Raw genomic sequence first — 20,848 nt, forward strand, 5'->3', positions numbered from 1 at the left:
TATGAAGAGATTTTACCATGCGATTCTCGCTTGCGGAGTGTTTGCCGCAGTAGTTGCGGCCGTCTCGTGTACCAAGGATGCGACCGGCGGCGGAGGCGGCGGTTACAACGGGGAGCCGGAGGTGAATCACGATATGGACGGGATCCTGCGGCGCAACTACTTGTGGAACGAGGAGTATGCGACTCTTTCGCCCGATTTCGGCCTGCCTTACGACGAGTTTCTCGGCGACGTGCTCATGCGTATGAAAACCAACGACCTGGACAAGAAATTCCGTAACGGAAGGTGGCAGCTCTATTCCAACATCCAGCGCCTCTCTCCGGTGAGCCGGGTAGCCTTGTCTGCGGATATCGACAGTCAGTTCCCGAAGGAGCCCGTTTACGGGTTCGGCATCGTTTCTCTGGCGATTATCTCATATACCGATAATGGCGGTGCGGAAACGGGGCAGTACGGTTTTGCCGTTATGGCCGTGTACCCCGACTCTCCGATGGCGAGGGCGGGTCTCGGGCGCGGAACGATCATCAACCAGGTCGATGGACAGTGGATCACTGCCGGGAACTTGAATACGGTCTATTCCAAACTGCTCGCACCGAACGGCGCCGCGACGCTCTCCGTGGCGGATAATCAGGGCGGTTTCGGCGTGTCGGAGCATAAGCTGACGGCGGAGTTGATATACGAAAATCCGGTGCTGTACCGCGACGTGCTCGAATACGGGGAGCACAAGATCGGCTACTTGGTGTACGCCAGTTTCGATGCGGCTTTCGACGGCGAATTGCTGGATGCGCTACAAGCGTTCAAGGATGCGGGCATCAACGACTTGATCCTCGACCTGCGCCTGAACGGTGGAGGATATGTGATGTCTTCCCGGATGCTCGCCTCCTGCATCGCCGGTGCTCGGTGCGAAGGGCAGGTGTTCCAGTATTACCGTTATAACGATGCGCGAATGGAATACCCTGAAATGACGGCGGCGGAGACCGGGCAGGCTTACGACGAGTCGAAAGAGCGTTTTTACGAGGAGTTCATCTACGGCGATTACCGGGGAGCCGACCTGCGTGGGTATGCGCTGGATCTTCCTCGGCTGTATGTCATCGTCTCTTCCGGTACGGCTTCGGCGAGCGAAGCCGTTGTCAATGCTTTGCGGGGAATCGGACTCGAAGTGGTGCTGGTCGGGCAGAAGACCAACGGCAAAAATGTGGGGATGGAGGGTGTCTATCTGGAGGATGGAGCGTACGAATACCTCTTCATGCCGGTCTCTTTCCAGGGATATAACGCCCGGCTCGAAACGGTGGACCCGAACGGTCTTGCGCCGGATGCTTTGAAGGGAGATTGGAACAACGGATACGAGGAGTTCGGCAGTTTGGACGACCCCTGTCTCGAGTATGCGGTGACGAGCATCACCGGGCAATCCGTCCGCTCTTCCGAGTCCGCAGCGCAGAGGAGACCGGGCGTGCGGTTGGTCGAAGGCCTCTCTTTGCCCGAAATATCCTGCCGGCCGGAGGGTATGATCCTGCTGCCGCCGGACGCTGTCCGGAAAGATTGAACATCCGCTCCACGATCGGTTTCGGAACGGAGAAACGCCCCGGAACGGGTGCGGATTTGATATTTAACGGATAAAATCGTATCTTTGCATCAATAATGGTTTCTCAAGAAGATATAGAACGGCTGCGCGAATTGCTTGCCCGGCCTGCGCAGAATATCGTGATCGTGTCGCACACGAATCCCGACGGGGATGCCGTGGGCTCTTCGCTGGCGTGGCGCGAGGCGTTGCTGGAGATGGGGCATCGCGTCACTTGTATCGTGCCCAACAAATACCCCTATTTTTTGGACTGGATGACGGGTATCGAGAACCTGGTGCTTTTCAAGACGGACGAAGCGGGAGTCGCCCGCCGTGCGGTGGAGGAGTCGGACCTGATCTTTTTCCTGGACTTCAACGCCGTATCCCGTCTGGAGGGGTTGAGCGAGGTGATCGAATCCAATACGACGGCCAGGCGAATCCTGATCGACCACCATCTGTCGCCGGGACCCGGTTTCGATCTGATGTTTTCCTGTACCGGTTCGTCGAGCACCTCTTTCCTGATCTATCGGATCCTCGAAAAGATGCTGGGCACGCAGGCGATTACGCGGAGTATGGCCGAGTCGTTATACGTGGGTATGATGACCGATACGGGGAACTTCTCGTTTTCGTTCCTTACGCCGGAGTTGTACCGGGCCGTTGCGGTGCTGGTCGAAACGGGCATCGACATTCCCACGATCCACAACAATGTCTATAACGCCTTCACCGAGGGCCGTGCCCGGCTGTTCGGCTATGCGATCAACCGCAAGATGGAGGTGATCCACAACGGTACGGTCGCTTATATGTCGCTTCTGGAGAGCGAGATGCGCCGGTTTCAGTTCCAGCCCGGCGACAGCGAGGGGTTCGTGAATTATCCCCTGACGATCAAGTCGATGAAGCTGTCGGCGATCTTCGTTGCCACGCATAAGTTTATCCGGGTGTCGCTTCGTTCGCGGGGCGGGGTGGACGTGGATCTTTTCGCCCGCAAGTATTTCAACGGCGGCGGCCATCGCAATGCGGCCGGAGGCAAGTCTTTTATGACGATGCGGGAAACCATCGAGCATTTCAAACGATCCGTAGCCGAGTTTGCCGCCCAGGGCGGTTTGGATTAGGTCGCTATGGACGATTTCCGCTTGCGGGTTTTCATTACGGCGGCCAAAACCCTCAATTTCACCAAATGCGCCGAGCAGCTTTACATTTCGCAGCCCGCTGTGAGCAAGCATATCGGCGAACTCGAATCCCGCTATAAGGTACAGCTTTTCGAGCGCAGCGGCAGCCGTCTGGCGCTGACCGAAGCCGGGCGTGTCATGCTGGAGCATGCCGAACGCATTGCCGACGGCTACCGCCGTCTGCAGTACGAGATGGATCTTTTCACCGACCGGCTGGGCGGCGAACTGAAGGTGGGAGCCAGTACGACCATCGCCCAGTATGTTCTGCCGCAGGTGCTGGCCCGTTTTACGGCCCGGTTTCCCGAGGTGAAGGTTTCGCTCGTGTCGGGCAACAGCGAGCAGGTCGAGGCGGCCCTCGCACGTCACGATACCGATTTGGGGCTGGTCGAAAGCAGCGCCCGGCATCCGGGGTTCCATTACGAACCGTTTATTCCCGACGAACTGGTGCTGATCGCTTCCACGAAAGGCTGGTACGGCCGCTGCGACCAGGTTACGCTCGCGGAGTTGCAGACGGTGCCCCTGGTGTTGCGCGAAAGCGGTTCGGGAACCCTCGAAGTGATTTCGAAATACCTCGCGGCGGCGGATGTACGACTCGCTTCGTTGCGTGTAGTGATGCAACTGGGCAGTACCGAGAGCATCAAGAGTTTCGTGCGCAACAGCGACGCCATGGCCATCGTGTCGGTGGCGTCGATCGTCGATGAGCTGCGCAGCGGCGAGCTCCGCATCATCGACATCGAGGGCTGTACGATCCGGCGGGAGTTTTCGTTCTGCTGGCCCGAAGGACGCAGCGATGCCTTGGCCGCACGTTTCGTGGAGTTCGCCCGCCATACGGCCTGATCCTTCGCGGCGCTTCTGCGATATTTTGCAGGCCGTTTTCGGCTGTGGGATCGCCGCCGGATCCGTTCGGGTACTCGAGAATGCGGTGGCCTGTCATCGGAAACCATTGGTCGTTTATCCGTGGTCTGTGTCTGTAATGTTGCTCCGCCCTAAATTCCTTACTCGGAGGGGATTCGGAACACTGCATCTCCGAGGAGGTATGCTAAAGTATGTAATCACGTTTTATCTATGGAAACCGATTTGAAATTCAGACCTTTCCGATCGCCTGCCGACCCGGGTTGGGACGAGGCGTGGGCGATCTATCAGAACTCTTTCCCCCAGAAGGAGATCCGTTCGCTGGAAGACCATCTGCAAGCTCTTTCCGATCCGCACTATACGGCCGACGGCATCTGGTCGGACGGCCGGTTGATAGGCATTCTTTATTACTGGACGGCTCCGGAATATGTCTATATCGAGCATTTGGCCATTTCGCCCGACCTGCGCGGTGCCAATATGGGCAGCCGGGTATTGGAGGCTTTTTGCCGGAAGGCCGGACGCATCGTGCTGGAAATCGATCCGCCGGAGACGGAAATCGCCGTTCGCCGCCTTCGATTTTACGAGCGGCTGGGGTTCGTGCGCAACGATTATCATTATGTACATCCGTCGTTCCAGCGTCCCTATGAGCCGCACCAGTTGGTGCTGATGAGCTATCCGAAGGCTATGACTGACGAGGAGTGCCGCAGTTTCGAACGCTTCGTCCGCGATCCGGTCCTTCGTTATTCCTGTCATGGAAAGAAGGAGTAATACCTTTAGAATATAATCAGGTAATAATGGAAACAGCCCGAAGATCGAAAGTCTTCGGGCTGTTTTATGGTGATCGGATGCTGCCTACAAGAGCAAGATCACGGCGAGCGATGCGACCGAGATGACGGCCCAGAGGATGATGCCCAGCACCAGCGGCTTGAGGCCTACCTTGCGGATTACCTCTATGGAGAGCCCTCCGCCGATCAGGAACAGCGTGGCCGAAAGTCCGCAGCGTGCGGCGACCGAAATGCCGTGCGTGAGCTGGGTCGGCAGGTTGCAGTAGGTGTTTACGAGCATGGCAACGACGAACCAGAAGATGAACCAGGGGATCTGGATCTTCTTGCCTTTCTGACGGAAGATCAGGGCCGACACCAGCGACAGGGGGATGATCCACAGGGCGCGGGTGAGTTTGACGGTCGTGGCTACCTTGAGCGCCTCCTCGCCGTAGGCGGCACCGGCGCCGACGACCGAACTGGTGTCGTGGATGGCGATCGCGGCCCAGGTTCCGAACTGGGTCTGCCCCATGCCGAGCCAATGCCCGATGACGGGGAATACGAAGAGGGCGACGGCGTTGAGGATGAAGATCGTGGCCAGTGACAGCGAAGTTTGGTTCTCGTCGGCATCGATAACGGGTGCGACCGCCGCGATGGCGCTGCCGCCGCAGATCGCCGTGCCCGACGAGATCAGGTAGCTGTTTTTGCGGTCGATGCGCAGCAGGCGTCCCAGCACTACGCCGACGATCATTACCGTGACTACCGAAACCACCGTGAAGGTCATGCCTTCGCGCCCGGCGGCCAGCGATTCGTGGAAGTTCATGCCGAATCCCAGTCCGACGACGCAGTATTGCAGCAATTTTTTCGAAGCCTTCTTGCTCCAGACCGGAAACGGATTGCCGAGGGTCAGGGCGAAGAGAATGCCCGCGAAGAGCGTGACGACGGGCGAACAGAAGAGCGAACCTATGAGCAGTCCGGCAAAAAGGATTTGGCGCCAGTTGAGCTTTGCGGATTGCATGGATTTCGTGAGTTGCAGCGGTTTCATACGGTGCTAATAACTTTTTGTAAACGATGCTGCAAATATACAGGCTTTATCCCCTTGAAACAACGGGGAAAAAGTTATGTCGTATAACTAAAAGTTATTGTTGCTGTCGCTGCGATGACGGATCCGCTCCCGTTACCGGTAATTTCGGATCAGGTCGCGGAAATAGGCGATCATTCGTCCGTAGTTCTCGAGCGAGATCGATTCGTTTTCGTTGTGGATCGTACCCTGTTCCTGTTCGGTAAGGAGGACCGGCATGAAACGATATACGTTCGGACTCACCGCCTCGTATTTGTAGGCGTCCGTGCCGCCGAGCGTCAGGTAGGGCGTTACGATCGTACCCGGGTAGAGTCCGGCGAGCGAGGTGCGGATCATTTCGAAGGCGTGGACATCGTCCGGGGAGATTTGCGACGGTTCGCGGGTCGAGAGTTCCTCGATCCGGACGTCGTATCCGTTGCAGATATTTTCGACATGCCGCTTCACCTGGGCCGTCGTGTTGCCCGGCAGCAGGCGGAAATTGACCGTGACTTCGGCTTCCGAAGCCAGTACGTTGGCCGCGTCGCTGCCCCGGGCCATGGTGATGGCGGTGGTGGTGCGTACCAGGGCATTGGTGGCCGGGTTGCTTTCGAACGAGCGGAGCAGCGGACTCTCCAGCAGCCAGCGGTTAGCGATCGCGGTGCGCTGGGCGACTCCCATCGAGCCGCCGATCCGATCGAGGAAAGCTATGACCGGAGCTGTCAGGAAGGCGGGCATTCGTTCTTGGTTGAGCATCTCGATGATCTCGGCCGCCAGTACGAGCGATCCCTTCTCCGGCGGCATCGAGGAGTGACCTCCGGTGCCCCGGACCGTGATTCGGATCGTGCTGAATCCCTTTTCGGCCGTTCCTACGAGGGCAGCCGTACGTTGGATTCCTCCCAGCCCGGGGGCGATGATGATGCCGCCTTCGTCATAGACGGCGTCGAAAGCGATGCCCTGTTCTTCGAAATAGCGGGCGATCTTCAGGGCACCCTGCGTGCCGCCGGTTTCCTCGTCGAATCCGAGGGCGATCCACACGTCCCGCTCCGGGCGGAATCCCTCCGCAAGCAGCGAGTCGGTCGCTTCGAGGATCGAGAACAGCATGCCTTTCATGTCGAGCGTGCCGCGCCCGTAGATCCGTCCGTCGGCTACGGCGCCGGAGAAGGGTGGGTAGTCCCAGCCCGGAAGGGGTGCATCGGGAGCCGACGGGTCGTAATTGAGCACGGGAACCACGTCGTAGTGGGAACAGAGCAGGATCGGGGGCAGGGCCGGGTTCTTGCCGGGCCAGCGGAATACAAGCCCGTATTCGTTGATCGTCAGAGTATCCAACTGACTGTAAATCGCGGGATATGCCTGCGGCAGATAGGCTTTGAAGGCTTGGAACGGATTGTCGTCCGTCCGGTCGATCGCATCGCTTACGGTCGGAATCCGGATTCCGCCGGCCAATCGTTCGACGGCCTGGGCGGACGGTTCGACGCTCCGGGGAGGCCCGTCCGGACCGGTGGTGCGGATGAAGGGATAGGTCGCGGTGCGGACTATCACTACGGTGCAGAGTACGAGGAGCGACACGGCGGCGATGCCCGTCAGGAGCCAGATTATTTTCTTTTCTTTTTTCATGGAAGCGGTAGGTTAATATAGGTCCGATCGTCCGGTTTACGTGCAATTAATCTGCCATACGGAAATTTTTTCGAATTTATTTTCGCCCTTACAGGGCCTTCCGGAGGCGTTTTTCGGGGGGGGGATTTTGTCGGGAAAAAGCGGTTGGGAAAGCGAAATTTTTTCCATATCCTTATATCGTTGAGCTTCGGTGGAGAAGTTCTGGCCGGAATGCTATCGGGTTGCGGTGAGTTTGTAAGAGTCTTTTGGGCGGGATCGGAATCAACTTATTAAATTAAATAAATTCGATTATGAAAGTACGTGTCTATTTATCAGTAGGAGCCTTGCTCCTGTTCTTGGCTCCGCTGGGCTGTTCCGACAAGGCAGAAAGTCCGGCACCGGAAACTCCGCCGGAAGAACAGCCCACGCCGGAGCCGGAACCAGAAAAGCCGGAGTTCGTGGATGCGAATATGTCGATGGAAGAATTGATGAAAACAGAAGATCCAGACCGTAATTATCGTTTAGTTAGTTATAGAGATGACACGTGTGCTATGTATTCTTTCTTCGACCCTATGACCGAATTGCAACGCGGTACGCCGCGCGACCAATTGCAGTGGGTATCCGAAAAGGTGGACGGAAACAGCGTTTGCTGGACTTATCGTATCACCAACGGAGACCACGACGAAGCCGTGCGTCAGATACTCGAACGCTGGGCCGAAAAAGAAGACGAGGAAGAATAACCGGATTACGATCAGGGAAAAGGATGTTTTCCTCTAAATGTCGTTGCGAGACAGATCGAATCCGACGGTCGCTTATTCGCGGCCTGCGGCTACGTTTATAATTCTGCACTTTCCCTGCGTTCTCTTCTCGGAGGGGGGCTTGGGGTGCATAGCGTCCCAAGCGGTCATGAAGTATGCAATCACGATCAGGAAAAATAAAACCGGTTTAGAAATTATTCTAAACCGGTTTGTTGTGCCCAGGACGAGACTCGAACTCACACGGGCTAATGCCCACCACCCCCTCAAAGTGGCGTGTCTACCAATTCCACCACCTGGGCCTCGATTCCCGCCGCAGCGGGTTTTCAGGTGTGCAAATATAGTGACTATTTTGTTTTTCCCAAAATATACGGCAAAAAAATTGCCGGGTCACGAAACTGACCCGGCAATTCGACGTTGTTTTCGAAGCGTGCGGCGGTCCCGGCAGCGTGCGGCACGGTTGCTTCGGAAAACGGTTTATTCGGCGAAGTCCATCTCTTCGAAGAGGTAGGAAGCGTCTCCGATGCGGTCGATTACGAAAAGCACGTAGCGGATGTCGAGCGCGATGTTGCGGCAGAAAGCCGGGTCGAAGGCGATGTCGCTCATGGTCGAGAGCCACGTGCGGTCGAAATTCACGCCGATCAGCTCGCCCCGGCCGTTGAGTACCGGCGAGCCGGAGTTGCCGCCTGTGGTATGGTTGTCCGCAAGGAAGCAGACGGGAACGGTCGTGCGGCCGTCGATCTCCACGCCCCAGCGTCCGTAGTCCTTGGCGGCGATGATGTCGCGGAGCCGCTGCGGGATGTTGTAGTCGTAAATTTCCGGATTGTCCTTTTCCAAAATACCTTCGACAGTGGTGTAGGGCTTGTGATATACTCCGTCGGCATACCGGTAGCCGCCTACCTTGCCGTAAGCCACGCGCAGCGTGAGGTTGGCATCGGGATAGAAGGCACGCTCCGTATCCCATTCGCGCAGACCCTTGATATAGGTCGTGTAGAGTTCGTTCAGGCGCTCGCTGTTCAGGTTGCGGGTCGAGCACTTGCCCAGTTCATCGAAAATGCGGGTGACCGTCGTCCGAATATCGGCCCGCAGAGCTTCCAGTTCGGGAGCCTCGGTCGATTCGTCCTCCTTGTGCGTGGCTTCGAACATCAGCTCGGCGTATGCTTCGGGCGATCCCAGACGCTCTACTTCGGCGGCGAAGAGCGGTACCATGTACTCTTGCGGGCAGTTGTCGTAATATTCGCGGTACAGCACGCGGAAAAGGTCGCGGTTGAGCGCCTTCACCTGGGGATAGATTTCGTCGCCGAACGAGGGCCGGTTGTAAATCCGGTTGAGCTCGCCGGTTCGGATGGTTTCGCTCATCAGTTCGAGTGCGAAGTAGGCGTCGAAGATGCGGGCGTACTCCGCCTTGAGCTCTTTGAGCACGTCGCGGTATTCGGGCTTGTCCTGGGCCCAGGCTTGGAAGGCCCGTTCGTACTCCTGTTTGCTCGCCACAGTGTTCAGACGCGTCAGACCCAGCGCTTCGCCCTGCCATTTTTTCCAGGCGTTCGAGATGCCGGCGTTGATCGCCGCGTACATGATGCGCATGGCGGGATCTTTCTCCTGCGCCGCATTGATCCGATCGAGCCGTTCGGTGCGGATACGGATTTTCATCGGGTCGCTGCGGTGCACGATGTAATCGACCGCGTCGGAGAGGATGTACTCCTGGGTGTTGCCCGGGAAGCCGTAGATCATCGTGAAGTCGCCTTCCTGAATACCTTCGGTGGAGATCTTGAAATGTTTTTTCGAGCGGTAGGGTACGTTGTCGGGCGAGTAGGCCGCAGGCCGGTTGTCTTTATCCGCATAGATGCGGAACATCGAGAAGTCGCCCGTGTGCCGGGGCCATGCCCAGTTGTCGGTGTCGCCGCCGAACTTGCCGATCGACGAGGGCGGAGTACCTACCAGGCGGACATCGTCGAACTGCTCGTAGACGAACAGGAACTGTTGGTTGCCGTAGTACATCTGCTCGATCGAGGCTTTGTAGCGGCCGTTCTCGCGGGCTTTTTCGAGGATTTCCTCGCGGCTCTCGCCGGCGGCCAGACGCTCGGTGATGTCCTCCATGCGTTTGAGGAACTTGACGTTGAGGTTTTCGTTGGGAAGTTCCTCTTCGCGCGACTGTGCCCAGAAGCCGTCGGTCAGATAGTCGTGCTCGACGGACGACAGGCGCTGGATCGCTCCGTAGCCGCAGTGGTGGTTGGTAATCAGCAATCCTTCCGGGGAGATGAGCTCGGCCGTGCAGCCGTCGTCGAAGAGCATGACGGCGTCTTTGAGCGAAGCCTTGTTGATGCTGTAAATGTCTTCCGCAGTCAGTTGGAATCCTTTGGCGCGCATATCGTCGATGCGCGACGAGATCAGGCTCGGCAGCCACATGCCCTCATCGGCGAGTGCCGTGAGCGAAAGCAGCGCGAGGCAGAGAGTCGAAAAGATACGTTTCATGGATTGTTTTTTATTGATTGAATGAATTGATTGAGTTCGGTATAGACGCGTTGGATCGGCAGCCCCATGACGTTGAAGAACGAGCCGTCGATGCGCTCGATGGCGGCATAGCCGATCCACTCCTGAATGCCGTAGCTGCCGGCCTTGTCCAGCGGATGGAAGTTGTCCACGTAATAGACGATCTCCTCGCGGGTTAGAGCCCGGAACCAGACATTGCTGCGTACGGAGAAGCTCCGGCGCCGGCGGGCCGTGCGGAGCGTGACGCCCGTGACCACCGTGTGACGATGGCCCGAGAGCCGTTCGAGCATCCGGATCGCATCTTCGCGGTCTTCGGGCTTGCCCAACACCTCGCCGTTCAGGATAACGACGGTGTCTGCCGTCAGCAGGATTTCGTTTTCCGCGAGCGGCCGGGGATAAGCACGGCTCTTGAGTTGCGAGAGGTAGCGGGGCACCTGCGTCGCGGCCAGCGTCGCGGGATAGACCTCCTGGCAGTCGTACCGGGGGGCCGGTTCGTACGGCAGCCCGCTCTCGGCGAGCAGTTGCTGTCGTCGCGGTGATTGCGAGGCCAGGATCAGGCGGTAGGGTTTGAGTTTGTCGTGCAGCAGCATGGCGTTACGGGTTTTGGGTTCAGGACCGGGTTTCCGTTGCCGTTGTTTCGGATTTCCGGGTTCCGGCGAGTTTTTTCATAGCCCGGCGGTATTGGCTTTCGACTTTGCCCGGCCGGATGCGGCGGTCGAGCAGCCGACGGAGAAAGCCGTCGAAGGACTCTCCGTCCCGCAGGTCGGGCAGATAGCGGTAAACGATTGGCGCCAATACGTGCGTGCCGTCGCAATAAACGAGAAATTCGTCCAATACCTGCTTGTCGTCGATGCGCCCCAGGCGGCGGGATACATACCGTTCGGCCGCTACGACGAATGCCTCGTTGCCGCCTTCGCCGTAGGCGCGTGCCCGGTCTTCGTGCGTGCGGTAGAAGTCGTCGTTGTCGTAGAGCGTCTGCAACATGTCGAGCAGTTCGCCCGAAAGCGAGAGCCGGTGCAGGTTTTCGTGAATATAGACCTGCATGAAGTCGATACGGTATTGGCGGGCCGTTTCGGGATCGAGCAGCAGAGGCGTACAGCAGAATGTTTCGTCCAGCAGGGCGAAAGCGTTGTCTATGTTGCCGAGGATGTAGATTCGGGAACCCGTAGCGTCCAGAGGCTGCCCGCCGGCCAGACGGGTGATTTCCTGATGGATGGCGCCCAGTTGTTCCGGGGCGATCCGGTACTGTTCGATCGCGTTGTTCAGGCAGGGCCGCACCTGCTCCTGCCAATATTGTGCGTAACCCGCTTGTGCGAGCCGTTGCAGGCAGTAAGAGAGTTCGTCGCGGACGCTGCATATTTCGTCGATCCAAGCACCCCGCACCTTTTGCGGGAGCGATTCGGGGTCGAACGAGGCGAAGAATTCGACGACTTGTTCCGGATCGTCTTTGCTGCCTCCGCTCAAACTGTAAAGGTTGCAGAGTTGCGAAGGACGGACGACCGAATCGATCCGGTGCGCCCGGTCGAGGAACAGCGTGTCCGCTCCCAGTGTGCCGGTGAAAAACGGGTCTTCGGCGAGTTTGTCCGCCTGCGGAAAAACGGCGAGTATGTCGTATGCCGCCGAGGTGTTGAAAAGATCGGGAAATTCTCCCTCTCCGCTTTGGGCGGAGGCGGTCATCGGCAGGAGAGCTGCCAGCAGAAGGGGAAGTAGTAATTGCGGTTTCATGGCGTGAAAAACGGTTAGCGAATATCGAAATCGAGCAGCATGTGTCCTTCGAGCGAGGCTTTCAGGTTGTCGCCCGGATGCACGGGACCTACGCCGGCGGGGGTGCCCGTGTAGATCAGGTCGCCGATTTTCAGCGTGATGTATTGCGAAATGTGGTGGATGATCCGGTCGATGCCGAAAAGCATTCGGGCGGTGTCGCCCCGCTGCCGGACTTGGCCGTCTATGGTCAGTTCGAAGTGAAGCCGCTGCACGTCGCCGCCCAGCTCCGCGAGCGGGATGAATTCGGGCGACAGGGCCGCCGAGTGGTCGAAGCCCTTGGCACGCTCCCAGGGGAGCCCTCGGGCGATCGCCTCGCGTTGGAGGTCGCGGGCCGTGAAGTCGATGCCCAGTCCCACTTCGTCGTAGTAACGATGCGCGAAACGCTCTTCGATGCACTTGCCTACCCGGTTGATCCGCACGACCAATTCGCATTCGTAGTGCACCTCCTGCGAGAACGAGGGGATGTAAAATGGGTCGTTATTGCGCAGCAGCGCCGTATCGGGCTTCAGAAAAAATACCGGTTCCGTCGGAAGTCCGTCGGGTCCGCCTGCCGTATTATGCAGCTCCTTCACATGTTCGGCGTAATTACGTCCTATGCAAATTATCTTCATCTCTTTTCGATTTTAGGGGGCATCTTTCGCCCCTTCTCGCTCATCCCGACTGGGAAATACATAAAGTATGTCCCATCCGGTCCTCGCCTCGTCGTGTCAAAACCTGCACCCCTAAAATCAAAAAGGGTTGCAGGGTGTGGGGCATCTTTCGCCCCTTCTCGCTCATCCCGACTGGGAAATACATAAAGTATGTCCCATCCGGTCCTCGCCTCGTCGTGTCAAAACCTGCACCCCTAAAATCAAAAAGGGTTGCAGGGTGTGGGGCATCTTTCGCCCCTCCTTGCTCATCCCGAATGGGAAATACTCAAGTATGTCCCATCCGGTCCTCGCCTCGTCGTGTCAAAACCTGCACCCCTAAAATCAAAAAGGGTTGCAGGTGGGGCGTCTTTCGTCCCTTCTCGCTCATCCCGAATGGGAAATACATAAAGTATGTCCCGTCCGGTCCTCGTCTCGTCGTGTCAAAACCTGCACCCCTAAAATCAAAAAGGGTTGCAGGTAGGGCGTCTTTCGCCCCTTCTTGTTCTCCTCGAAAGGGAGGTTCGAATATGTCCTGTCCGTCCGGTGTGCCCGGTTTATTTGTTGCGGTCGTATTTTTGCGCTTTGACCAAGAGGAAAACACATCCGGCGGGCAGCCAAAGAAAATCCACCGCCAAAACCCATTTTTCGCCGCCCAGATTTCCGGCCAGCATACCCAATGCGATCCAGCCTATGCCGATCGCCGCCAGGCTCAAGCACATGAAACGCGATAATCCTTTGACATCCACGTTTTTCTTCTGCTCGGCGGACATCGTGTTGTAGCCGGCGATCAGGTTCGGGAAAAACCGAACCAAAATGCCGAGCAGGACCAACAACCCTCCGCCGAGGAGTTGCGTCGGGTATGTCGTGAACAGTTCGCGCATCTTACCGCACCTGTTTTTTCAGCAGCTCCACCATCCGGGCCGCGAAGCGGTCGCTGGCGCCGGGAGCCCCGATTACGGCTTGCAGTTCGGCGAAGTCCCGGAGCATCCGCTCCCGTTTTTCTCCGCCCGTAAGGATGGCCCGCAACTCCCGTTCGGCCCGTGTGATGTCCAGGTCGGACTGGATGATCTCCACGACCGATTCGCGGCCCAGGTTGAGGTTCACCAGCGACACGTAGGGAACTTTCAGCACGTAGGGCTGCAATTTCACCTGGAACCAGAGCGTGCGATAGACTACCACTTCCGGTACATTCAGCAGGGCCGTTTCGAGCGTCGCCGTGCCGGAGGTCACGACGGCGGCTTCGGCCGCCGCGAGTGTTTCGTAGGTTTGGTCGCAGACGTAGCGGATGCCGCTGTCCGCGATATATTGTTCGTAAATCGAGCGGTCGAGCCACGAAACCCCCGTGACCACGAATTGCCGGTCGGGGAATTTCCGGGCCAGGTCGGCCATCAGCGGCAGGTTGGCCTTGATCTCGCTGCGGCGGCTGCCGGCCAGCAGAGCCACGATCGGCCGCTCGTCGAGCGCATGGCGACGGCGGAATTCGTCCGGGGAGGGCAGCGATGCCCGACGTGCTTCGATGGCGTCCACGAGCGGGTTGCCCTCGAAAATCGGCCGGATGCCGTGCTTGGGGAAGTAGTCCCGTTCGAAGGGGAAGATGATGAACAGCTCGTCCACGTATTTGCGGATCGCCTTCACCCGCCATTCGCGCCAGGCCCAGACTTTCGGGGCGATGTAGTAGAAGACGCGGATGCCGTGCTCCTTGGCCCAGCGAGCCATCTTCATATTGAAGCCCGGATAATCCACCAGGATCAGCACGTCGGGGGCGAACGCCTCGACGTCCTGCCGGCACTCTTTCATCTGGCGGCGGATCGTCCGCAGGTTTTTGATTACTTCGACGATGCCGAAAAACGAGGTTTCCTTGTAATGTTTGGCCAGATTCCCGCTGCCTCCGACCCCGGCCATCTTGTCCCCGCCCCAGAAGCGGAACTTCGCCTCGGGGTCGTGGGCTTTCAGCCCTTTCATCAGGTTGGCGCCGTGCAGGTCGCCCGAAGGCTCGCCGGCTATCAGGTAGTAACGCATATCGTAAGTCTTATTCTTCTTTCAGTAAATCGGGCCGCAGCCGTTTGGTGCGCTCCCAGGCCTGCTCCTCCTTCCAGCGGTCGATTCGGGCGAAATTGCCCGAGAGGAGCACGTCGGGCACTTTCCAGCCGTTGAACTCGGCGGGTCGGGTGTAAACCGGTGGTGCCAGCAGGTTGTCCTGGAAGCAGTCCGTGAGCGCCGAGGCTTCGTCCCCGATGGCTCCGGGGATGATCCGGATCACCGAATCGGCGATGATGCAGGCGGCCAGCTCGCCGCCCGTGAGCACGTAGTCGCCGATCGAGATCTCGCGCGTGACCAGGTGTTCGCGGATGCGGTAGTCGATGCCCTTGTAGTGGCCGCAGAGGATAATCAGGTTGTCGAGCGTCGAGAGGCGGTTGGCTTCGTGCTGGTCGTAGCGGATGCCGTCGGGCGAGGTGTAGATCACCTCGTCGTATTCCCGTTCCGCTTTGAGGGCTTCGATGCAGCGGTAGATCGGTTCGATCTTCATTACCATACCCGCCTCTCCGCCGAAGGGGTAGTCGTCCGTGGTGCGGTGCTTGTCTTCTGTGTAGTCCCGGATGTTGTGGATATGGATTTCGACCAGCCCCTTCTCCTGCGCACGCTTGAGGATCGATTCGTTCAGCGGCGAGGCGAGCAGTTCGGGTACGACGGTCAGGATGTCTATTCTCATGGCGTTAGCGTGCTTGGCGGAAGATGATGTCTTTTTCGGTGTCGGGGGCGAGCGGAATTTCCCGCCCGTTCTCGAGCGTGTAACCCTTGTAATCCAGTTCGGTGAAGAGTTCGATGATCTGCGGGCGGTTTTCGCCGCCCGTTTCGATCAGTACTGTCGGGCGGAAACGCTCCAGCAGAGGGCGCAGCTCGTGCATGACGATCAACTCATACCCTTCGACGTCGCACTTGACGAAATCGAGCCGCTCCAGCCCGGCGAAAAGCTCGCTGCCGCGCCGCATCCGGGCGGTGAAAGTGACGGCGCCCTCTCCGGCGGCATCGCCCACGAAGTTTCGTCCCGTGCCGAGATAACCCGTTTCGCGGGCGGAGTCGTTGCTCATGGTGATCTCTTTATTCTCGGCTCCCAGCGCGCAGTCGAAGATTTCGACGTTGCGGCAGCCCCGCAGGTTGCGGCGCAGCACCCGGCAAACGACCGGGACGGGTTCGACGGCATGGACCCTGCCTGCGGTGCCGACGATTTCCGAGAGAGGACGGGCGTAATAGCCCAGATTGGCTCCGATGTCGATCGCCGTGTCGCCGGCTTTCGCCAGCCGGGGCAGGTGATAGACGTATTCGGTCGCCGCGCTGCGCCGTCCAAGCCCCAGCCGGTAGCTGATGAAAAAGAGGCGGCTCACCGCCCGCAGATAACCTTCGAGCGGAAGCGTCCGGTAGAGGATTTTGTGGAGCAGCGCTTTCATAACGGACCCGGACGGAATTAGTTCTTGTAGTTCACCTCCTGGTTGAGGACTTCGGTGACGAAGGGATTGTAGAGCACTTCGTGGCCGATGGTGGTTTCAGGGCCGTGTCCGGGATAGACGCGCACTTCGTCGCCCAGCGGGAGCAGGTTGTCCAGGATCGAACGCATGATCCACGAATAGTCGCCGCCCGGCAGATCCGTGCGTCCGATGCTTTCGCGGAAGAGGGTATCGCCCGTGAAGAGGCTCTTCGATTCGGGTTCGTAGAGCGATACGTGGCCCGGCGTGTGGCCCGGCGTGCGGATGACGCGCAGGACGGTGTGGCCGAATTTCACTTCTTCTACCTTGTCCAGATCGATGTCGATGGTCGGCATGGCGTTGATTTTGACCCCGTAAACGGTCGATCCCACCGCATCGGTGTCCAGCATGAAGGCGTCCTTGCCCGAGAGGGCGAAGGGAATGCCGTAGGTCTTGCGCAGATGTTCGACGCCCAGCACGTGGTCGAAATGACCGTGCGTATTGACCGCCAGCACCGGTTTGAGCCCGTGTTCGGCGAGGAAACCGTCGAGTGCGGCATCTTCTTTGGGGGTGGAATTTCCGGCGTCGATGACCGCGCACTCCTTCGTGTCGTCCCAAACGACGTAGGTGTTCTCCTGTATCGGATTGAAAGTCAGGCAGGCGATTTTCATGATATGTGAAATTTATTTAAGGTACAAATATAGCGATATTTCGCGGATAATCGCTATTTTTGGAACCGGAGCGCCGGAAAGAAACGGCGCTGCCGGAGCGGGCGCAGAGGTCCTGGAACAGTAATTTGTTGAAAGTCAAAACAGAGAGAAGAATGAAGATACGTTTACTGAAAATTTTTGCGGCGGTCGCCGTGCTGCTGTCGTTCGGAAGCTGTTCGTTGCTCAAGGTGTCGGTCGATACGGGCAACCCGCCGCTTCCGGCTTCGGAGGCCAATACCCGGATGATGACCCGGGGATTTTATTACGACTTGGCGGACGAGATCGCCCGCACGGCCGATTCGGTCGCGGCCGCATCGTCGGAGATTCCGGTGCGGATCCGGGCGATCCGGTGGAAGATGCAGGCGACGCGGGCCGCCGTTACCGCCGTCATGCAGTCCAACCCCGACGTGGCGCTCATCGACACCTGGCTGCTCTGCGTCCGCATGGACAGCGCTTTCCGCCGCCTGCCCGATTCGCTGCTTTTCGCCGGGCAGACGCCGCTCGTGCGCAAGGTCGTGGCGCGTCTGGACAAGAAAGCCGAACACCTGGCTTCGACCCTGCTTGCGCCGGAGAAGTTCGCGTTGATGCAGGAGTTCGTGGGGAATTATATGCAGGCGAATCCCGTCACGGGGTCGCAGTTCACTCCGGTCAATACGACCCTGCCCTGGATCGAATTTCTCCAGTCGAAAGGCGTGGAAACGCAGTATAACGTAGGCTCCATCTCCGATGTGATCGCCGATCTGGGCGACCGTTTCGGCGGCCAGTCCGAGCAGATGGTCAATAGCATCGGCTGGTCGAAGGATATTTTCGAGTTGCAGATGCAGCAGGACAGCGTCCGCAACCGGCTGACGCGGCAGCTCGACAGCCTGGAGCGTAATTTCGACCGCATCGTGACGGTCATGGAGCACCTGCCGCAGATCGCCGATTATATGGGCAAAAGTCTGAATACCGAAGTCGCAGCGCTCATCGAAACGTTGAACGGTGCCGTGGACAACGCATTTGCCGACCTCGACCGCCAGCGTGCGGAGTTGCAGGGTTATATTTCGGCCGAGCGCAAAGCGCTGGTCGATCAGGCGCAGCAGGCGGTCGATGCGGCGGTACAAAATGCGATGGACCGGGTACCGGCTCTGGTGGCCAAGCTCCTCGCCTGGATCGTGCTTTTCGCCGTCATCATGCTGGGCGTGCCGTTCGGCATCGGTTTCTGGCTGGGACGGGTGCGCGAACGTGCCAAAACCAGGAAAACGGGCGGCGCATAGCGGAAAATTCGTACCTTTGCGTTCTAAATCCGAATGCGATATGGCTCGAAAGAAAGCGAATTATCCCCTGATTGAGGGGCTTGAGATAACGACGCTGGCCGCCGAAGGCAAGGCGATGGGGCGTTACAATGACGTGGTGGTCTTTGTGCCGATGACCGTGCCGGGCGACGTGGTCGATGTGCAGATCCGCTCCAAGCGCCGCCGGTATATGGAAGGTTTCGTCGTCAATTATGTGAAGCGCTCGCCGCTGCGCGAAGAGCCGTTCTGCGCCCATTTCGGGGTCTGCGGCGGCTGCAAGTGGCAGAATCTGCCCTACGCCGAACAACTGCGTTTCAAGACCGAGCAGGTGCGCGACCAGCTTGCCCGCATCGGTAAGGTCGAGCTGCCCGAAATCGCGCCCTGCCTGCCCTCGGCCGAAACCCGTTTTTACCGCAACAAGCTGGAGTTCACCTTCGCCGAGCGGCGCTGGCTCACCTACGAGGAGATCGCCGAAAAGGGCGAGATCGCCGATGCCCCGGCGCTGGGATTCCACATCCCCGGTATGTTCGACAAAGTGCTGGACATCGAAAAATGCTGGTTGCAGCCCGATCCGTCGAATGCGATCCGGGAAGAAACCCGGCGTTTCTGCCTCGAACACGGCTATACGTTCCACAATCCGCGCGAGCACCGGGGGCTGATGCGCAACATGGTCGTCCGCACCGCCTCGACGGGCGAGGTGATGGTGATCGTGGTTTTCCATGCCGACGAGCGGGAGAAGATCGCGGCCCTGCTGGACCATCTGGCGGCCGCTTTCCCCGAAATCACGTCGCTGTTCTATGTAATCAACGAGAAGTTCAACGACTCCACCGGCGACCTGGAACCCGTCTGCTACCGGGGCAAGGATCACATCATCGAGCGGATGGAGGGGCTGCAGTTCAAGGTCGGACCCAAGTCGTTCTATCAGACCAATTCGGCGCAGGCGTACGAACTTTACAAGGTCGCGCGCGACTTCGCCGCCCTGACGGGAAAAGAGATTTTATACGACCTTTACACCGGCACGGGTACGATCGCCAACTTCTGTGCGGCGCGGTGCGCGAAGGTCGTGGGCGTGGAGTACGTGCCCGAGGCCATCGAGGACGCCCGCATCAATTCGACGCTGAACGGCATCGGGAATACGGTGTTCTATGCTGGCGATATGAAAGCCGTGCTGAGCGACGAGTTCATACGGCGCAACGGCCGTCCCGACGTCATCATCCTCGACCCGCCGCGTGCCGGAGTCGATGAGCCGGTAATCGACGTGATCCTGCGGGCGGCGCCCGAGCGGATCGTCTATGTGAGCTGCAACCCGGCTACGCAGGCCCGCGACCTGGCCCTGATGGACGGCGCGTATCGCGTCGAGGCGGTGCAGCCGGTCGATATGTTCCCCCATACGCACCACGTGGAGAACGTGGTGAAGCTCGTCCGCCGGTAGGCGGCTCCTGTTCCGGGGCGGTTTTTATACTATCGGCTCCTGTTCGGGCGTTATATTTGCAGTACTATTTCAAAAACGAATGAAACGTATGAAAAAATGGATGATTTTAGCGGCGGCGGTCGTATTGGCTGCGCCGGTGTTCGCTCAAACCCAGGAGGCTTTTCCGAGTTATATTCAGGTGAACGGACGTTCCCAGATGGAGGTTACGCCGGATGAATTCTATCTGTCGATCGTAATCAACGAGCGCGAGTCGAAAGGAAAAATTACGGTCGAAACTCAGCAGCGGCAGATGATCGATGCCCTGAAGAAGTTGGGCGTCGATGTCGAGAAACAGCTCAAGGTGGCCAATATGTCGAGCGATTTCTACAAGAAGGCCAGCTCGCTGACCACCGCCAAATACCAGTTGCTGCTCCATTCGGCGGCCGAAGTAGGTGACGTGACCGCCGCCCTGGGCGATCTGGGCATCTCGAACGTCGGTATCGTACGCGTGACCCGTTCGGACATCGATTCCCTGAAGGAGCAGGTGCGCCTGGATGCCATCCACAACGCCAAGTCGTCGGCCGAAGCGCTGGCCGGGGCGATCGGGCAGAAGATCGGAAAATGTTTCTATATCTACGATTCGAATTACGACGTGGCTCCGCAGTATTACGACAATATGATGATGGTGCGTTCGAAGGCGATGATGGCCGACAGCGCCGAAGCGGGTGCGCCCGAAGAGCCTTCGCTCGATTTCAAAACGATCAAGCTGGAGTATAACGTCCAGACCAAGTTCGTCCTCGAATAATCGGGGTTATCGTCGGAAATGAATTGGCAGGCCGAATTTTTGGATAACCCGGAAATTCGGCTTACCTTTGACCACTTTCCCTTTTTTCAAAAGCAAGGAATTATGGAGAACAGATTCAGTTTCGATTACCAGCACTACGACTCTCCGGAGGGGATGCCCGCCGGGGACCGGGAGTTGGTGGAGGAGGCTCGCCGGGCCGTCGCCCGGGCGTACGCTCCCTATTCCAAATTCCGGGTAGGCGCTGCGGCCCGTTTGCGCAGCGGGAAGATTCTCTGCGGCAGCAACCAGGAGAGCGAGGTGTTTCCTGCGGGCATGTGCGCCGAACGGTCGTTGCTGTTCCATGCCGGAGCGTGCCATGCCGACGATCCGATCGAGGCGCTGGCCATCGCTTCGGAGCCGTCCGAGCGGGAGTGCTATCCCTGCGGACAGTGCCGCCAGGTGCTGCTCGATGCGGAGCGTCGCCAGAGGTCGCCGATCCGTATCATCATGTCCGGTGCGGGCGGTGCCACGGTGGTGGATTCGGCCGTGCGGCTGCTTCCTTTCACGTTCCAGTTATAATCCGCTT

General features: G+C 58.6%; 20 protein-coding genes and 1 tRNA gene. 9 read left to right on the plus strand and 12 right to left on the minus strand.

From position 1 onward, the window contains the following. The first annotated feature begins 1 nt into the window (after position 1). From ALIPUT_RS07880 to ALIPUT_RS07895, 4 genes are all read left to right on the plus strand, one after another. Complete coding sequence (locus ALIPUT_RS07880; RefSeq protein ID WP_050751500.1) at positions 2-1,537, plus strand: S41 family peptidase; 1,536 nt, start codon at positions 2-4, stop codon at positions 1,535-1,537. 95 nt (positions 1,538-1,632) lie between these two features. Beyond that, positions 1,633-2,661, plus strand: coding sequence for a DHH family phosphoesterase (locus ALIPUT_RS07885; protein ID WP_004329337.1), 1,029 nt, complete (start codon positions 1,633-1,635; stop codon positions 2,659-2,661). Between the two features lie 6 nt (positions 2,662-2,667). After that, the gene (locus ALIPUT_RS07890; protein WP_004329338.1) at positions 2,668-3,555 is read left to right on the plus strand and encodes a LysR family transcriptional regulator; all 888 of its coding nucleotides are present in this window, start codon (positions 2,668-2,670) and stop codon (positions 3,553-3,555) included. Positions 3,556-3,783: 228 nt separating this feature from the next. After that, complete coding sequence (locus ALIPUT_RS07895) at positions 3,784-4,338, plus strand: GNAT family N-acetyltransferase (RefSeq protein WP_004329339.1); 555 nt, start codon at positions 3,784-3,786, stop codon at positions 4,336-4,338. Positions 4,339-4,422: 84 nt separating this feature from the next. On the opposite strand, the gene ALIPUT_RS07900 is transcribed toward ALIPUT_RS07895, so the two are convergent. Then, positions 4,423-5,349, minus strand: a complete 927-nt coding sequence (locus tag ALIPUT_RS07900; protein WP_040293706.1) for a YeiH family protein — start codon at positions 5,347-5,349, stop codon at positions 4,423-4,425. A 159-nt stretch (positions 5,350-5,508) separates the two neighbouring features. After that, the gene (locus ALIPUT_RS07905; protein WP_004329341.1) at positions 5,509-7,005 is read right to left on the minus strand and encodes a M20/M25/M40 family metallo-hydrolase; all 1,497 of its coding nucleotides are present in this window, start codon (positions 7,003-7,005) and stop codon (positions 5,509-5,511) included. A gap of 290 nt (positions 7,006-7,295) precedes the next feature. On the opposite strand from ALIPUT_RS07905, the gene ALIPUT_RS07910 reads away from it, so the two are divergent. Beyond that, positions 7,296-7,724, plus strand: coding sequence for a hypothetical protein (locus ALIPUT_RS07910; RefSeq protein WP_004329342.1), 429 nt, complete (start codon positions 7,296-7,298; stop codon positions 7,722-7,724). Positions 7,725-7,957: 233 nt separating this feature from the next. On the opposite strand, the gene ALIPUT_RS07915 is transcribed toward ALIPUT_RS07910, so the two are convergent. The 10 genes from ALIPUT_RS07915 to ALIPUT_RS07960 all read right to left on the minus strand — a co-directional run bounded on the left by ALIPUT_RS07915 (position 7,958) and on the right by ALIPUT_RS07960 (position 16,754). Continuing rightward, a tRNA-Leu gene (locus tag ALIPUT_RS07915) sits at positions 7,958-8,041 on the minus strand. Between the two features lie 175 nt (positions 8,042-8,216). Beyond that, positions 8,217-10,211, minus strand: coding sequence for a S46 family peptidase (locus ALIPUT_RS07920; protein ID WP_004329344.1), 1,995 nt, complete (start codon positions 10,209-10,211; stop codon positions 8,217-8,219). After that, positions 10,208-10,819 carry a Maf family nucleotide pyrophosphatase gene (locus tag ALIPUT_RS07925; RefSeq protein WP_004329345.1) on the minus strand — a complete coding sequence of 204 codons (612 nt, stop codon included), beginning with the start codon at positions 10,817-10,819 and terminating at the stop codon, positions 10,208-10,210. The genes ALIPUT_RS07920 and ALIPUT_RS07925 overlap by 4 nt, the downstream gene beginning before the upstream one ends. 19 nt (positions 10,820-10,838) lie before the next feature. Next, positions 10,839-11,954, minus strand: coding sequence for a hypothetical protein (locus tag ALIPUT_RS07930; RefSeq protein ID WP_004329346.1), 1,116 nt, complete (start codon positions 11,952-11,954; stop codon positions 10,839-10,841). Positions 11,955-11,968: 14 nt separating this feature from the next. Beyond that, positions 11,969-12,604 (minus strand): fumarylacetoacetate hydrolase family protein, encoded by a 636-nt coding sequence (locus tag ALIPUT_RS07935; protein WP_004329347.1) that lies wholly within the window; start codon positions 12,602-12,604, stop codon positions 11,969-11,971. A gap of 572 nt (positions 12,605-13,176) precedes the next feature. Further along, the gene (locus tag ALIPUT_RS07940; protein ID WP_004329349.1) at positions 13,177-13,503 is read right to left on the minus strand and encodes a DUF3784 domain-containing protein; all 327 of its coding nucleotides are present in this window, start codon (positions 13,501-13,503) and stop codon (positions 13,177-13,179) included. 1 nt (position 13,504) lies between these two features. Continuing rightward, positions 13,505-14,641, minus strand: coding sequence for a lipid-A-disaccharide synthase (gene lpxB / locus ALIPUT_RS07945; RefSeq protein WP_004329350.1), 1,137 nt, complete (start codon positions 14,639-14,641; stop codon positions 13,505-13,507). A gap of 10 nt (positions 14,642-14,651) precedes the next feature. After that, on the minus strand, positions 14,652-15,332 hold the full coding sequence (trmD, locus tag ALIPUT_RS07950) for a tRNA (guanosine(37)-N1)-methyltransferase TrmD (RefSeq protein WP_004329351.1): 681 nt from the start codon (positions 15,330-15,332) through the stop codon (positions 14,652-14,654). Positions 15,333-15,336: 4 nt separating this feature from the next. Beyond that, complete coding sequence (locus ALIPUT_RS07955; RefSeq protein WP_022460751.1) at positions 15,337-16,068, minus strand: FkbM family methyltransferase; 732 nt, start codon at positions 16,066-16,068, stop codon at positions 15,337-15,339. Between the two features lie 17 nt (positions 16,069-16,085). After that, the gene (locus tag ALIPUT_RS07960) at positions 16,086-16,754 is read right to left on the minus strand and encodes an MBL fold metallo-hydrolase (protein WP_004329353.1); all 669 of its coding nucleotides are present in this window, start codon (positions 16,752-16,754) and stop codon (positions 16,086-16,088) included. Between the two features lie 152 nt (positions 16,755-16,906). Between ALIPUT_RS07960 and ALIPUT_RS07965 the strand changes: the two genes are divergently transcribed. The 4 genes from ALIPUT_RS07965 (at position 16,907) to ALIPUT_RS07980 (ending at position 20,841) form a co-directional block, all read left to right on the plus strand. After that, positions 16,907-18,049, plus strand: coding sequence for a hypothetical protein (locus ALIPUT_RS07965; protein WP_004329355.1), 1,143 nt, complete (start codon positions 16,907-16,909; stop codon positions 18,047-18,049). Positions 18,050-18,089: 40 nt separating this feature from the next. Continuing rightward, positions 18,090-19,499, plus strand: coding sequence for a 23S rRNA (uracil(1939)-C(5))-methyltransferase RlmD (gene rlmD, locus ALIPUT_RS07970; protein ID WP_004329356.1), 1,410 nt, complete (start codon positions 18,090-18,092; stop codon positions 19,497-19,499). 88 nt (positions 19,500-19,587) lie between these two features. Continuing rightward, positions 19,588-20,283: an SIMPL domain-containing protein gene (locus ALIPUT_RS07975; RefSeq protein ID WP_040293707.1), complete on the plus strand. Its 696-nt coding sequence runs from the start codon at positions 19,588-19,590 to the stop codon at positions 20,281-20,283. Between the two features lie 102 nt (positions 20,284-20,385). Continuing rightward, entirely contained in the window at positions 20,386-20,841 is a 456-nt protein-coding gene (locus ALIPUT_RS07980) for a cytidine deaminase (RefSeq protein WP_040293709.1), read from the plus strand. Positions 20,842-20,848: the final 7 nt, after the last annotated feature.

This window comes from Alistipes putredinis DSM 17216 (assembly GCF_000154465.1).
Taxonomy (GTDB): domain Bacteria; phylum Bacteroidota; class Bacteroidia; order Bacteroidales; family Rikenellaceae; genus Alistipes; species Alistipes putredinis.